Origin of the sequence: Acinetobacter sp. YH01006, assembly GCF_013420445.1 — a bacterium.
GTDB lineage: Bacteria > Pseudomonadota > Gammaproteobacteria > Pseudomonadales > Moraxellaceae > Acinetobacter > Acinetobacter pseudolwoffii.
On sequence record NZ_VOYB01000003.1, the window covers coordinates 75,160 to 90,965 of the forward strand.

The following is a 15,806-nucleotide window of genomic DNA, read 5'->3' on the forward strand; positions in this document are numbered from 1 at the left end:
AAATATTTGAAGTGAGGAAGGCAGCGATTTGACCTGCCTTCCGAAGTAGGGTTTATTCTGCTTTTTGCGGATCGTATAAACGGTCTTTAATAAACAGGGCAGGAATCAAACCGCATAGGAAATATGCTGCACCCATTACCAACAGACCTGTACCGATCGAACCATGCATCGCAAGATAACCAATCGTAATTGGCGCGAAGATTGCACCGATACGACCAATATTGAATGCACCGCCCACCGCTGTACCACGAACACCAGTCGGGAAACTTTCGGTTAGATAGGTTGCATTGATGGCATATGGAATACCGTACAGGAAGCCGAAGATTAGCATCAGTACGCCAATGTTATCGGCATTATGCATATACACCACGACAGGGATAAATAGCGCTGTTCCCATGGTGCCGAAAGCAAACACAATACGGCGACCAATTTTATCAGCAACATAACCTGCAATGATTTTGGCGAATATCATGGTCAAGAAAGTACCAATCATATAGATCGCCATTTCCTTGAATTTGATCCCTAATTCCGCTTCCAGATAACTTGGCAGCCAGTTGCTCACCCCAAAGTAACCGAATAAGAGAAAACCTGAGCTGAATGACCATAAGATAAACATTCTGCCGTGTGTTTTATCTTTTAAAATGGTGATATATGGATTGCCTTTTTTCGCATTATTATCCACGATCTGGCCAGTTCTTTTCATTTCCCGAACACGTTTCCACGATTCTGGTTCAGGCACCATAAAGTGCATGAGAATACCGAGTGCTAAAGGTGCAATCGTAATCCAATACAACATACGCCAGCCGAACTCAGGAATGATCCAGCCTGAAAGCATGGTAATCACCAGAGAACCCAGAGTGAAGCCAGTCATCAATGTTGCCAGCACTGTGGTACGGTATTTGGTAGGCACATATTCAGACATCAAGGTATTACAGGCAATATACAAGCAGCCCAGACCTAAGCAGGACAGGGTACGTAACATTGCAAATTCAGTATACGACTGCGCAAAACCTGAGTAGGCGGACAAGATCGAGAAGGCGATGGTTGCCAGGACAATGACGCGGACACGTCCAAATTTGTCGCATGCCCATCCACCAATAAAACCTCCTATCCCCATACCCAAAAGAGAATAACTTCCTAAAGCACCAGCCTGTACAGAAGTTAGTCCCCATTCAGCTTTCAGACTGGTCAGGCTGAAAGCCAGAATCCCGATATCTGCACCGTCACAGAGCAAAATCAGAAAAGCAAAGACAAAAGCCGTCATCCATAGACGTTTTGGCGCCTGTTTGATGGTATCCGTGGAGGAGACATCGGTTTTATTGTCTCCTGTTACGATGGTATCGCTTGTCATTCTTATATCCTCTATATATTAAAAGTAGCATTTCCTCTGCTACCGCTAAATCCATTTTTCTTCCTCACGGAAACATAGTTTTCCTGATTTAACAGACTTGCTCCTGAACGCTACAGCCGCTGTATTTATTATCAGGCTACATTCGATTTTTCACTTTATTACGCTAAATCAAAATCATCTCATTGCTGGAAAATTTGATTTCGTAAATTAATTTTAAGTTCTGCCTTATGGTGATTATTCATTTAAATGGATAATCAGATTGCATTTAAAATATTTAATTCCGTATTGCGAAATCAATTAATCACAAAATAACCATCTAAACAAGAGTTTTTACTCTATTTTTAGTAAAAAATAACTTTTTTGAATTCTGGAGTTAAAAATCCTTGATTTATAGCTTGAGAAACCTTAGTTTTATATAAAATAAAATTTCGCTATACAAAATAAATGGAGTTTTTTAATGGAACAGGTCGTTCAAATAGAACAAATTTCAACTCATGTAGCGATGGTTAAAATTCATCGACCAGAAGCGAAAAATGCCCTGAATACAGAAGTGCGTCAGAAACTTGCGGCGGCTTTTTTGCAACTGAATGATGATGAAAATGTCCGTGCCATTATTCTTACGGGTGGTGAAACAGATTTCGCAGCAGGAGCCGATCTTAAAGAACTGGCCAATGCTGAAACCATTCAAATGATGCAACGTCGGACTGAACGTTACTGGCAGGCGATTGCACAGTGTTCAAAACCGGTGATTGCAGCAGTCAATGGTTATGCACTTGGCGGTGGCTGTGAACTGGCCATGCATGCGGACATTATTATTGCCGGGAAAAGTGCCCAGTTTGGTCAGCCTGAAGTGAAAGTGGGTGTTATGCCGGGTGCAGGTGGTACCCAGCGTTTATTCCGTGCAGTGGGCAAATTTCATGCCATGCGAATGATCATGACGGGTTGTCTGGTGCCTGCACCGGAAGCCTATCAAATTGGTCTGGTGTCCCAGGTGACTGAAGACAGTGAAACCCTTGCTACAGCTATCAAGATGGCGGAAGGCCTAGCGAAAATGCCGCCAATTGCTCTAGAGCAAATCAAAGAAGTGGCTTTATTGGCTGAAGATGTGCCGCTTAATGCCGGACTTACCCTGGAACGTAAGTCTTTCCAGATGCTGTTCTCATCCGAAGATCAAAAAGAAGGCATGCAGGCCTTTATTGAAAAACGTAAACCGAATTATCAGGGACGATAAGCATGAGTATTCAGATTCAGAAAATCGGTATTATTGGTGTAGGCACGATGGGTGCAGGTATTGCCCAGATCGCGATTCAGTCTGGTCATGATGTGGTACTGTTTGATGCCAAAGAAGGGGCAGCCGAACAGGCACAGGATAAACTGGCCAAAACATTAAATACCTTGGCAGATAAAGGTAAATTCAGCCATGAAAAAGCCGCTGAAGATATTGCTCATCTGTCGACTGCCCAGCAGCTAGAAGACCTGAAAGATTGTGACTTGATTGTTGAAGCGATTATTGAAAATCTGGAAATCAAGCAAAAACTGATGCAGCAACTGGAAGGAATGATAAAACCAGAGGCGATTCTGGCATCTAATACCTCTTCATTGTCGATCAGTGCAATCGCTGCCAACTGTGAGCAGCCAGAACGTGTTGCCGGTTATCACTTCTTTAATCCGGTCCCACTCATGAAAGTGGTCGAAGTGATTGAAGGCTTTAATACCCGTGCTGACATTATTGAAGCATTAACCCAGCTCTCGATTAAAATGGGTCATCGTCCGGTCAAAGCTAAAGATACTCCAGGGTTTATCATTAACCATGCCGGCCGTGCCTTTGGTAGCGAAGCCTATGCAATTCTGAATGAAAATGTCACACCATTTTATGATATTGACAGGATCTACCGTGACGGAATCGGTTTCAAGATGGGGCCGTTTGAATTAGGTGATCTGACCGGTATGGATGTCTCGCATCCGGTGAGTGAATCGATTTATCATCAATATTATGAAGAAGCGCGTTACCGCCCAAGCGTGATTACCCGCCAGCGTTTTATTGCTAAACAGCTAGGCCGTAAAACTGGTAAAGGTTTTTACGCTTATACCTCAGGGAGCAAAGTAGGTGATGTAGCTCCAACACTGGTTGAAAAGCTGGATCAATATCCATCGGTTTGGCTAGGCACAGAATATAGCGAAGACCTTCAGGCGCTTGAGCAATATCTGCAGCAGTTCAACATCCAGATCGAGCAAACTGACGCACCTTCAGCAGATGCTTTAATTCTGATTGCGACTTATGGTGAAGATGCAACTTCAGCCGCAGTCCGCTATCAGGTGTCTCCGCAGCAAGTAGTCTGTATTGATCTGCTTTACGGCTTAAATAAACACCGTACTTTAATGCCAACGTTTGTGACCAAAGCTGAACTGGTAAATGCAGCACAATCTATTTTCAATCTGGATGGCGTGACTGCAAGCACAATTCAGGAAAGCGTCGGCTTTGTAGCGCAACGTGCTTTGGCAATGATCGTGAATCTCGGCTGTGATATTGCCCAGCAAGGTGTTGCAACCGTAGAAGACATCAACGTTGCCGTGAAATTAGGCCTTGGTTATCCATACGGCCCAATTGAATGGGGCGATGTACTGGGTGCGGAAAAAATTCTGAAGATTTTAGACCGCATGACTGCGATTACACGTGACCAGCGTTACCGTCCAAGTCCTTGGTTGCGCCGCCGCGTTCAGCTCGGTTTACCTCTTGTTCATACTACACATTAATTAAAAAGTTAAAGGAATAACACTCATGTTAAATGCATATATTTATGATGGTTTACGTTCACCAATCGGTCGCCATGCCGGAAGTCTGGCAAGTGTACGTCCAGATGATCTGGCAGCAACAGTCATTAAAAATCTGCTAGAAAAAACCGGTATTCCAGCAGCGGACGTAGAAGATGTGATCTTTGGTAGTACGAATCAGGCTGGTGAAGACAGCCGTAATGTGGCTCGTTTTGCTGCACTGCTTGCAGGTATGCCAGTGACCGTTCCAGGTCAAACTGTAAACCGTCTTTGTGCTTCAGGTCTGGGTGCTGTAATTGATTCAGCACGTGCTATTACTGCAGGTGAAGGCGAGCTGTATATTGCAGGTGGTGTAGAAAGTATGACGCGTGCACCGTTTGTAATGGGTAAAGCTGAAAGTGCATATTCACGTGATGCCAAAATCTATGACACTACGATTGGTACACGTTTCCCAAACCGTAAATTCACCGACCAGTTTGGCGCGCACAGCATGCCAGAAACAGGTGATAACGTTGCTGAAGAGTTTGGTATTACGCGTGAACAGGCAGATACTTTTGCTGCTGCATCACAAGCGAAATATCAAGCTGCAAAAGAAGCAGGTTTCTTTGACGGTGAAATTACGCCGATTGAAGTTTCACAAGGACGTAAATTACCGCCTAAATTAGTGACTGAAGATGAACATCCACGTCCATCTTCAACATTTGAAGCATTATCCAAGTTAAAACCGCTTTTCGAAGGTGGTGTGGTGACTGCGGGTAATGCATCAGGTATCAATGACGGCGCTGCAGCATTGATTATCGGCAGTGAAAAAGTTCAGGAACAGTATGGCTTAAAACCTTTAGCTCGTATCCTGTCTTCTGCAGCCGCTGGCATTGAGCCACGCATCATGGGGGCGGGTCCAATCGAAGCGATCAAGAAAGCTGTAAAACGTGCAGGTTTGACGCTAGATGATATGGACATTATCGAGATCAATGAAGCATTTGCCAGCCAGGTGTTATCTTGCCTGAAAGGTCTGGATGTGGCTTTTGATGATCCGCGTGTCAACCCAAATGGTGGTGGCATTGCAATTGGCCATCCATTGGGCTGTTCAGGTGCGCGTTTGGCTTTAACTGTTGCGCGTCAATTACAGCGTACTGGTAAAAAATATGCCGTGATCAGCTTATGTATCGGTCTGGGTCAAGGTCTGGCGATGGTGATTGAAAATCCTGAAGCTGCATAACAGCTTAAGTAATCGCCTTAATGCCATGTATCTATGATATGCATGGCATTTTTTATTGGGATTTTTTCAAAATAAAAAAATCCCTGCACATACAGGGATTGATTACATCAGTGTAATGATTACTTACGACCAGTGACTAATAATGTTGCCGACCCAAAGGCATAAACTTTACCTTCTTTATCGATAATTCGGCCTTCTGAGGTCAGTACATTACGCCCGATCCGGATGACTTCACCAATAGCTGTATAAGTTTCGCCGCTTTTCATCGCTTTCAGCATTTTCACATTCAGGTCAATGGTCGAGAAACTGACACCTGCATCTACTGTCGTATGCACGGCAGCGCCAGTCGCACTGTCTAGAACCGTTGCACAAAAGCCGCCATGAATACCACCCTGTAAATTGTAATGGCGCTGATCAGGACGCACCTCATATTCCACATAGTTTTCGCGCACCAAGGTCAGACGCATGGGAATAATTTCACTCATGGCTGAACTGGGAATTTCCCCATTTTTAATTGCGGTGAGATATTCAAGTCCGTTTAATTGTGATATTGGCATATCAACTCCTTGTAATGACTTATTTCGCCTTATGAAATAATATTCTGTTTTTCTAAAATTATGATATAACAGATAGTGATCGAAATGCTATATTTTTCCAGGATGGAACGATGACAATAAAAAATCTCGTCACAGATGCTGAATGGCAGGCACGTTGTGAACTCGCAGCGCTTTATCGCATTATTGCGCATTACCGGATGACTGATTTAATTGATACCCATATCAGTTTAAGAGTCCCTGATCAGCCTGACTGTTTTCTGATTAATCAGTATGGTGTCGCTTTTGAAAAAATGTGTGCCTCAACGCTGGTCAAGATTAATCATGAAGGGCAGGTCGTAGAAAGCTATGAACAGGATAAGCCGGTGAATATGGCAGGCTTTGTCATCCATGCCGCGATTCATGAAGCACATGCTCATCTGAACTGTGTTATTCATACGCATACCGCAGATGGCATAGCAGTTTCTGCACAGAAACACGGACTTCTGCCCATTTCCCAGCACGCCATGAAGTTTTATCAGCAGGTGGCCTATCACGAATATGAAGGCGTGGCACTTTCAACAGATGAACAAGAACGCCTGATTCAGGACCTGGGCGGCCATCGCGCCATGATTTTACGCAATCACGGACTTTTAACGGCGGGCGAAACCATTGCACGGGCCTTTCATGAAATCTATTTTCTAGAGCGTGCCTGTCAGGCACAGGTGAAGGCCTTAAGCGGCGGTGCCGAACTGCATTATCCAAGTGAAGATGTACGAATTAAAACCGCCAAGCAGTTCGCTAGTCCTTTAGTTGAACCGATTTTACAGCGTGCCTGGCAGGCCGCTTTGTCTTTGATTGAGCATCAATATACGGAGTATGCATCATGATTGTGATATCCAGTACTGTGCCGAATATTGAAGCAATTCTGGTGAAGTCTTTTCAGAAATATGCCCCTGAGGGCAGTTTTTGTACATTGGACAGCCCGGAAGCAGAACTGGCGACCACAGCAGCCTCGTGGTTTCCAGATCTAGAAAAACTCCGACAACTTCCAGAACTTGGTCTGATTCATTCGATTGCTGCAGGAGTCGAACATTTAAATTTAAACGAGATTAGATCTGACCAGTCAGTCTGCCGGGTACTGGATCCACATCATCAAAAAGGCATGTTTGATTATCTGCTTTGGGGTGTGCTGTATTTTCAGCGTTATTTTGACCGCATGATCCAGCAGCAAAAGCAGCAGTTATGGAAACAGTATCGTCAAAGTTATAGTCATCATATCCAGATCGGGATTATGGGCCTTGGCCATATGGGCGGTTATGTGGCAAAACGTTTTGCCGACATGGGCTATCAGGTGTCTGGATGGTCCAATTCCCCAAAAGAGATTGCTCAGGTCAAAAGCTATGTAGGCCAAGAACAGCTTTCCGAGTTCCTGGCCCACAGCCAGATATTGATTAATCTGCTGCCACTCACTGAAGAAAACACCGGTATTCTTTCTGCTGAATTATTTCAACAGTTACCTGAACACGCTGCTCTTATTCAGGTGGGTCGTGGGCAGCATTTAATCGAGCAGGATCTACTCAATGCACTGGATTCAGGTCATCTCCGTGGCGCAATTGTCGACGTATTTGAACAGGAGCCATTAGCTGCTGAACATCCATTCTGGCAGCATGAAAAGATCGTTGTTACACCACATGTTGCTTCACATGCACCTATGTCTGTGGTGGTGGAACAGATTCTAGAAAATGACCGACGTTTAAATCTCGGGCTGGATTTATGCCATCAGGTAGATGTCAATAAAGGCTATTAATTGTAGGGATACCGGAAAAATAAGGAAATTGATGATGTGGGAAACGATTCAAACTCAGGTTCAGCAAGGCGTCGCAACCTTAAGCTTTAACCGCGCGGATTCACTCAACAGTTTTAACCAGCAAATGCATGAGGAAGTGCAACAGGTGCTGAAAAACTGGAATACAGATCCGAATATTCGGGTAATTGTGATTCGCGGTAATGGCCGGGCATTTTCAGCGGGACAGGATTTAAAAGAACGTGCTGGACAGCTCGGCAATGTGCCTTTGCCACCGCAAGGCTCGCTGGCCAAATACTATAATCCCTTGATTAACCTGATCCGCCAGAGTCCCAAACCGGTGATTGCAGCAGTGAATGGTGTGGCTGCCGGTGCAGGTGCCAATATCGCACTGGCCTGTGATCTGGTCATTGCCAAGGAAAGTGCCCGATTTATTCAGGCTTTTTCTAAAATTGGCTTGATTCCTGATGCCGGTGGCACCTGGATGTTGCCACGTTTAATCGGTTATGCACGTGCCATGGCACTCACTTTTCTAGGCGAACCGGTGCATGCCAAAGAGGCCGCCGAAATGGGCATGATCTGGAAAATGCTTCCAGATACAGAATTTGATGCTTATATCGACGACATTGCACAGCGATTATCTCAACAGCCGACTTATGCGCTGGCTTTAACCAAACAGGCCTTGCAACGCAGTGCTGAAAATAACATAGACCAGCAACTGGAGCTGGAACAAAACCTGCAATATCTGGCTCTGAGCAGTCAGGACTATAAAGAAGGTGTCCAGGCTTTTGTCGAAAAACGCCCTGCACAATTTACCGGATGCTAAGGAGAGCATTTATGAAAATTAAGACCCGTATTACCGAGCTTTTAGGCATTCGCTATCCAATTATTCAGGGCGGCATGATGTGGGTCGGTACCGCAGAAATGGCCAGTGCCGTATCTAATGCAGGTGGCTTGGGAACATTAACGGCATTGACTCAACCGACGCCTGAAGCCTTGGTCAAGGAAATTGCACGCTGCCGAGAAATGACCGATCAGCCTTTTGCGGTCAATCTGACTTTATTGCCCGCTGTGAATCCGCCGCCATATGCAGAATACCGACAGGCGATCATTGAAAGCGGTATCAAAATCGTAGAAACAGCAGGCAACAAGCCACATGAACATATTGAGGCGTTTAAGCAACACGGCATTATTGTCATTCATAAATGTACTTCCGTCCGTCATGCGCTTTCAGCACAAAGAATCGGTGCGGATATCATTTCGATTGATGGTTTTGAATGTGCGGGCCATCCGGGTGAAGACGATATTCCTGGCCTGATTTTAATTCCTGCCGCTGCGGATCAGCTTACTGTGCCGATTGTGGCCAGTGGCGGTTTTGCTGATGGCCGTGGTCTGGTCGCAGCTTTGGCTTTAGGTGCTGAAGGCATCAATATGGGTACACGCTTTTGTGCCACTAAGGAAGCGCCGATCCATTCAAACATCAAACAGTTCTATGTCGATAATGATGAAAGGGCGACACATCTGCTGTATCGACAGTTCAGGAATACTGCCCGTGTTGCCAAAAATGCGGTATCTGATCTTGTGGTGAAAATGAGTGAAGATCCAAACCTGCAATTTGAACAGATTCGTCCCTATGTCAGCGGTTTAAAAGGCAAGCTCGCTTTAGAAAATGGCGATATTGATGCTGGTGTACTGACTGCAGGTCAAGTGATGGGATTGATTCATGACATTCCGACTTGTCAGGCGCTGATCGAAAATATCATGCAGGAGGCAGAGCAGATTGTTCAGCAACGTTTAGCTCAATTTTTTCCACGTTAATCAACTTTAGTGAAGTCGCTGAATAGAAAAGCCATTCCACCATGAATGGCTTTTTTCATCCTGTATATTTTTTATTTTTAAATGGGAAATTTCATCGAATGACTAGATTTTATTCTTTAAATTATATTATAGTGGATTTAAAACATAATTTCGTATTATGAAATTAATTGTCATAAATATACAAATTAGAACTCATACAAGGGAATTACGATGAGAAATTATATTGCGCCATTAAAAGACATGAAGTTTGTCCTGAAAGACCTGTTAAACGTTGAACAGAAATATCAGGGCTATGCAAAATTCGCAGACAAGGTTTCTATGGATATTATGGAGCAATATCTGGAAGTCGCTGCGGACTTTTGCCAAAACGAACTTCTACCGATTAATGCGACAGGCGACCAGCAGGGTTGCCGTTTGCAGGATGGCGTCGTAACTACCCCGGATGGGTTTAAAGCAGCTTATGACAAATATGTAGAACTCGGTTTTACCTCATTAACTGGTGACGAAGCATATGGCGGTCAGGGCTTCCCGACCTTATACCGTATTGCCATTTCTGAAATTATTACCGCAACGAACTGGTCTTGGGGCATGTACCCAGGCCTGTCCCATGGTGCCATGCGTACTTTAGAGCACCACGGTAGCGATGAACAGAAACAGAAGTTTCTGGTACCTTTAATTGCAGGCCGCTGGACTGGAACCATGTGCTTGACTGAATCTCATGCCGGTTCTGACCTAGGTTTAATCCGTACCAAAGCAGTGCCAAATGAAGACGGCAGCTATAGCATCAGTGGCGAGAAAATCTTTATCTCAGCCGGTGAACATGATCTGGCTGAAAATATCGTGCATATCGTATTGGCACGTTTGCCAGATGCACCTGCGGGAACCAAAGGTATTTCGCTGTTTATTGTGCCGAAATACAATCTGGATGAAGCTGGTAATGTGGCTTCCCGTAATGGCGTGGTATGTAGCGCTCTTGAACACAAGATGGGCATTCACGGTAACGCAACCTGTGTGCTGAATTTTGATAATGCCAAAGGTTTCCTGATTGGGCCTGAAAATCGCGGCCTAAACTGCATGTTTACCTTTATGAACTCGGCACGTATCGGTACAGCCATTCAAGGCTTGGCAGCAGCAGAGTCTTCTTACCAGGGGGCATTGGCTTATGCCCAAGACCGTCTGGCGATGCGTTCACTTGAAGGTGCGAAAGCGCCAGGCCAACCTGCAGATCCGATTATCGTGCATCCGGCAGTACGTAACATGCTGCTGACTCAAAAGGTGTTTGCAGAAGGTTCACGTGCACTTGCATATTATCTGGCGACCTATGCCGATATCGCTGAAGCCACTGACAGCCCGGAAGAAAAGAAAGCAGCTGAAGACCGTCTGGCATTATTAACCCCTATTGCCAAAGCATTAATGACCGAAACCGGCATAGAAGCGGCTAAACATGGTATGCAGATTTTCGGTGGTCACGGTTATATTGCTGAACATGGCATGGAACAGATTGCCCGTGATGCACGTATTGCCAGCCTCTATGAAGGAACTACTGAAATTCAGTCCATTGACTTGCTGGCGCGTAAAGTGCTGGGCTCAAAATTGGGTTTGCTGACCGCATTAACCGATGAAATTCAGGGCTTTGTAAAAGAGCATCAGCAACATGTCCAGTTCAGCCAGCAAGTTGCACAAGTCAGCCAGTTGACTGAACAATGGCTGAAATTAACCAGAACCATTCAGGAGCAGGCTCAACAGTCTGCCAATGAAATTGGGGCAGCATCAGTTGACTACCTATATTTCTCTGGTTATGTCGTGTCCGCTTATTTGTGGCTGAAAATGGCAATTACTGCGCAGCAGAAAATTGAAGAAGGCAATACTGATCCGTTCTATGCAGCCAAGATCAAAACTGCACAATTCTTCTTTGCACGTATTTTGCCAAGAACTTCAACCCACTTTGCCAATATTCAGGCAGGTGGTGAAAGCCTGTTTTTACTTGAACCTGAAGAGTTCAAATTCGATTAAACCTTTTGACCCACGATACTCGTGTCGTGGGTCTTTTTTAATAATTTTTGCATCCTCACCCAATTCAAATATTGAGATTTATTCTCGGATATTGAATAAACCATAAAATAACAAGATCAGGAGTCTATATGGATTTAGACATGATTACTCAACAGTGTCCTTATGCTGATCTGCAGCTTACTTTTCATGAAGTCGGACAGCGTTCTGCATTTCCCACCATTATTCTGATTCATGGCACCGGTGGAAATACCGACAAGCATTTCAGTTATATTTTTCCGATGCTGGGTATTCATCAACGGGTTTTATCCATTGATTTACATACCCCAGATAAAGCCGATCTGGCGGTGACCGATTTTAGCCAACAAGTTGAAGCACTGATTCAGCATGTGGTTGCAGAAGATGAAACCATTACAGTGGTCGGCTATTCACTCGGTGCAGTGATTGCTGCACAAGTAGCAGCCAGTTTAAAACAGCGCGTAGCGCGTTTGATCCTGTTAGCCGGTTGGGCCAAAACTAGCTCGGTGCAACAACTGCGTACCGTTATCTGGCAACAGTTATTTACTGAACAATCTGCGGCCTTGCCTCATTTTGTCAATTATTGCCTGTATAGCGATGATTATCTGTCTGCACGAAGCGAACAGCAGGTGCTGGATCTGGCACGCTTTGTCAAACCTTCCCAAGATGCAGCCAAACAGCGTGAACTGAATTATCGCATTGATATTACATCGATCTTGCCTGAGATTCGTGCAGAGACGTTGATTGTGGCTTGCCGTGAAGACCGCATGGTGCCTGTAGCGCAAGCTAAACTGCTGTTTGCTTCAATTTCGAACAGTCGCTATATCGAAATTTCTTCAGGACATGCGCTCTATGTCGAAGCGCCAGCCGAAGTGGTGCAACTGGTAAACCAGTTTAGCCAGCATCCAGAACAATATCCGGTGAATCAAAAAATCCAGCCTTATATGCCTTAAAGGAGATAAATAATGCAAGCTAAAGGACAGCGCAGCAAGATTCTAATTGTAGGCAGCGGTTTTGGTGGTTTGGGAATGGCAATCCGCCTTAAACAGCAGGGCATCCACGATTTTAAAATCATTGAACGTGCAGCAGAAGTGGGCGGTACTTGGCGTGACAATACCTATCCCGGAGTCGCCTGTGATGTACCTTCCCATTTATATTCTTTCTCGTTTATTAAAAATCCCAACTGGTCGCGTGTCTTTCCACAAGGGGTAGAAATTCAGCGCTATTTAATTCAATGCTGTGATCAGGAAAATATCCGGCCCCATATTAATTTTCATACCCAACTGGAAAAGGCCAGCTGGAATGCACGAGAACGCATCTGGGAAATTCACACCTCTATAGGTCTGTATCAGGCTGAGATTTTAATTACCGCAACCGGGCATCTGGCAGATGAGCATCTCCCGAAAATTCCGGGGCTGGAAGAATTTGAAGGCCAAGTGATGCATTCCGCGCGCTGGAACCACGAGCTGAATCTGGAAAATCAACATGTCGTTGTGGTGGGTTCTGGTGCTTCTGCCATCCAGCTTGTGCCGGAAATTTCCAAAACAGCCAAAAGCCTGACCGTCTTGCAACGTAGTGCGCCATATATTTTGCCCCGACCAGACCGAGCTTATTCTGAGTCAGAAAAACAGCTTTTCCGCAAAGATCCGGACAGTATGTCGGCCCTCAGACATTCCTTGTTCTGGGGCAATGAATACAATTTTGCCCAGCGCCGTAATCTGAAAAGCCAGATTGAGCGGGTCAAGAAAAACTGCCTGCAATTCTTAAAACATCAGATTTCAGATCCTGAATTACAGCGCAAACTTACGCCGAATTATGAACCTGGTTGTAAGCGCTTATTGCTTTCTAATGATTATTATCCGACTTTTCTAAAACCAAATGTCACACTTGAAGACTCAGCATTGGCAGAAGTTATGAAAGACGGTGTATTAAGCCAGGCTGGAAATAAATTTTCTGCAGATATCATCGTATTTGCGACAGGATTTGAAGCGGCACGTCCACCCTATGCCGCAAAGGTGGTGGGTAAACAGGGTTTAAGCCTGGAACAGCAATGGTCCAGCGGTATGCAGGGTTATCAGTCAACGACCGTACACAACTTTCCAAACCTGTTCATCCTGAATGGGCCAAATACAGGCAGTGGACATAATTCAGCACTTTATTTTCTGGAAACCCAGTTTGATCTGGTGCTGGATGCCTTGCAGTTTTTTGAGCAGGAACAGATTCAGGTCTTTGAAGCAGATCAAGAAGCTGAAAATAGCTATATGCAGGAGCTACAGCAGCTTTCGCAAGGTAGTGTCTGGTTATCGGAAAGCTGTAAAAGCTGGTATCTGGACCCGGTCAGTCGCAAGCTGACTTTGGTCTGGCCGGATTATGCCCATTCATTTAGGGATAAAAATCAGCATTTTATTCGTAGCGGTTATCACTACCAGTATGTTGAATCGAGACAGCAGAAAGTGGTGTAAAAATATTTAATTAAAATCAAAATCTTATGGTTTAAATAATACAAAATAATTGTAAATCCAGGACAGGAGTATAGTCATGAGCAGTCAGCCATGGATGGAAGAATATAAAAAGTGGAATATCAATCCGGAGTTTACCCGGCCAGATCCTGAGAAAACCCTGAGCACGATAATTGCTGAGAATTTGGTAAAATTTCAGGATAAAACCGCATTTATCTATCTAGATCGCAAATTCAGCTATCACGATATCGATGTGTATAGCCAGAAACTGGCTAGCTATTTACAGAGTCTTGGGCTGACTGCTGGCAGCCGTATTGCGGTGATGTTACCGAATATTATTCAATATCCAATCGCGACCTTTGCCATTATTCGGGCCGGTTATGTGCTGGTCAATGTCAACCCCATGTACACCCAGCGCGAGCTCTATCATCAGCTACAGGATTCAGGTGCAGAAGCCTTGATTATCCTTGGACAGACTTTGGAGCAATTAACAGCATTAGAGGAATGTCCTCAACTCAAATATGTTATTTCGACGCATTCGCCGGATTTTATTCAAGAGCAGCAAAGTGCTATTTATAGTCAGGCAACACAATATCCGGATAAACAGTTCTTTGACTTTAGGCAGGCAATAAATCAGGTAGAAATTATTGATTTCAAAACACCTGTACAGCATCAGGAAGATACGGTCATTCTGCAATACACGGGAGGTACCACAGGTGTTTCTAAAGGTGCAGAACTGAGCCATCGCAATATTTTATTTAATATCGCCCAGAACAGTACCGTATTTATCAGCCATTTTGGTGACCGCTATGCCACTGAAAATGAATATGTATTCTGTGCCTTGCCGCTGTATCACATTTATGGATTTACCATCTGCCTGTTCAGTTATGGTTTAAGCCGTAGTTTCGCCAATGTTCTGATTCCAAATCCGAGAGATCTGGATGCTTTGGTAGATCAATACCAGAAACATCCACCGACCGTTTTCCCCGGGGTGAATACCATGTTTAATGCTTTGGCGCATCATTCACGTTTTCGTGAACTGGATCATTCAAACCTGAAAACCACAACCGGCGGGGGAGCATCTATTCTGAAAAATACGGCAGAGTTATGGCATGAGGTTACAGGCTGCCAGATTTATGAAGGCTACGGACTTTCTGAAACCTCACCAACTGCAACTTTTAACCCTCCTTTAAGCCGGCGATTTAGTGGCACGATTGGCTTGCCATTGGCAGGGACTGAAATTCTGATTCTGAATGATGAAGGAAAACCTGTAGAACTTAATCAGGCTGGAGAAATCGCCATACGTGGTCCACAGGTGATGAAAGGATACTGGCAGCAACCCGAAGCAACAGCACAGGTATTTACCAAAGATGGATTCTTCCTGACAGGTGATATCGGTTGTATGGACGAACAAGGCTATATCACCATTCTGGACCGCAAAAAAGACATGATTCTGGTCTCCGGATTTAATGTTTATCCAAATGAGCTGGAAGGCGTGCTGTCCAAACATCCTAAAATACTGGAATGTGCAGTGATTGGTATTGATGATGAAAAGTCTGGACAGGTACCCAAGGCATTTATTGTGAAACAGGATGAAACTCTGACCCAAGATGAAGTCATGACTTATCTGAAGCAGCAACTGACCAGTTATAAATTGCCCAAATACATTGAGTTTGTGGCTGGATTACCAAAGTCTGCAGTAGGAAAAATTCTGCGTCGTGAACTGCCTCGTACTGTTCAGCCGAGTGACAAAGCCTGTTAAGCAATAATAGAAAATCTGACCATAGTCAAAATAAAAAAGGAATCAAAAGATTCCTTT

Annotated in this window: 13 protein-coding genes; 11 read left to right on the forward strand and 2 right to left on the reverse strand. The window is 44.6% G+C overall.

All coding sequences use genetic code 11. The annotated features are described in order from the left end of the window. Positions 1-52 precede the first annotated feature (52 nt). On the reverse strand, positions 53-1,351 hold the full coding sequence (locus FTT73_RS03450) for an MFS transporter (RefSeq protein ID WP_180191014.1): 1,299 nt from the start codon (positions 1,349-1,351) through the stop codon (positions 53-55). A 457-nt stretch (positions 1,352-1,808) separates the two neighbouring features. Between FTT73_RS03450 and FTT73_RS03455 the strand changes: the two genes are divergently transcribed. The 3 genes from FTT73_RS03455 to FTT73_RS03465 are packed head-to-tail and all read left to right on the forward strand — an operon-like array spanning position 1,809 to position 5,342. After that, entirely contained in the window at positions 1,809-2,582 is a 774-nt protein-coding gene (locus FTT73_RS03455; RefSeq protein ID WP_121979790.1) for an enoyl-CoA hydratase, read from the forward strand. Between the two features lie 2 nt (positions 2,583-2,584). Continuing rightward, positions 2,585-4,105: a 3-hydroxyacyl-CoA dehydrogenase gene (locus FTT73_RS03460; RefSeq protein WP_121979789.1), complete on the forward strand. Its 1,521-nt coding sequence runs from the start codon at positions 2,585-2,587 to the stop codon at positions 4,103-4,105. 25 nt (positions 4,106-4,130) lie between these two features. Continuing rightward, positions 4,131-5,342 (forward strand): 3-oxoadipyl-CoA thiolase, encoded by a 1,212-nt coding sequence (locus FTT73_RS03465; RefSeq protein WP_005266395.1) that lies wholly within the window; start codon positions 4,131-4,133, stop codon positions 5,340-5,342. Between the two features lie 119 nt (positions 5,343-5,461). Here the strand turns inward: FTT73_RS03465 and FTT73_RS03470 are convergent, their stop codons facing one another. Then, a complete protein-coding gene (locus tag FTT73_RS03470) occupies positions 5,462-5,899 on the reverse strand; it encodes a PaaI family thioesterase (RefSeq protein ID WP_005266396.1) in 438 nt (145 codons plus the stop codon). 110 nt (positions 5,900-6,009) lie between these two features. Here FTT73_RS03470 and FTT73_RS03475 point away from each other — a divergent pair, with 110 nt between their 5' ends. From FTT73_RS03475 to FTT73_RS03510, 8 genes are all read left to right on the forward strand, one after another. Beyond that, positions 6,010-6,765: a class II aldolase/adducin family protein gene (locus FTT73_RS03475; RefSeq protein WP_005266397.1), complete on the forward strand. Its 756-nt coding sequence runs from the start codon at positions 6,010-6,012 to the stop codon at positions 6,763-6,765. Beyond that, positions 6,762-7,685, forward strand: coding sequence for a glyoxylate/hydroxypyruvate reductase A (locus FTT73_RS03480; protein ID WP_005266398.1), 924 nt, complete (start codon positions 6,762-6,764; stop codon positions 7,683-7,685). Before FTT73_RS03475 ends, FTT73_RS03480 begins: the two co-directional genes overlap by 4 nt. 34 nt (positions 7,686-7,719) lie before the next feature. Beyond that, positions 7,720-8,508 carry an enoyl-CoA hydratase-related protein gene (locus FTT73_RS03485; RefSeq protein WP_017397916.1) on the forward strand — a complete coding sequence of 263 codons (789 nt, stop codon included), beginning with the start codon at positions 7,720-7,722 and terminating at the stop codon, positions 8,506-8,508. Positions 8,509-8,519: 11 nt separating this feature from the next. Then, positions 8,520-9,500 (forward strand): nitronate monooxygenase family protein, encoded by a 981-nt coding sequence (locus tag FTT73_RS03490; RefSeq protein ID WP_004280300.1) that lies wholly within the window; start codon positions 8,520-8,522, stop codon positions 9,498-9,500. 210 nt (positions 9,501-9,710) lie between these two features. Then, positions 9,711-11,513, forward strand: coding sequence for an acyl-CoA dehydrogenase C-terminal domain-containing protein (locus tag FTT73_RS03495; protein ID WP_004280299.1), 1,803 nt, complete (start codon positions 9,711-9,713; stop codon positions 11,511-11,513). Positions 11,514-11,641: 128 nt separating this feature from the next. After that, a complete protein-coding gene (locus FTT73_RS03500) occupies positions 11,642-12,481 on the forward strand; it encodes an alpha/beta fold hydrolase (RefSeq protein WP_004280298.1) in 840 nt (279 codons plus the stop codon). Positions 12,482-12,493: 12 nt separating this feature from the next. Further along, positions 12,494-13,990 carry an NAD(P)/FAD-dependent oxidoreductase gene (locus FTT73_RS03505; RefSeq protein WP_180191015.1) on the forward strand — a complete coding sequence of 499 codons (1,497 nt, stop codon included), beginning with the start codon at positions 12,494-12,496 and terminating at the stop codon, positions 13,988-13,990. Between the two features lie 76 nt (positions 13,991-14,066). Next, complete coding sequence (locus FTT73_RS03510; RefSeq protein ID WP_180191016.1) at positions 14,067-15,749, forward strand: AMP-binding protein; 1,683 nt, start codon at positions 14,067-14,069, stop codon at positions 15,747-15,749. Positions 15,750-15,806: the final 57 nt, after the last annotated feature.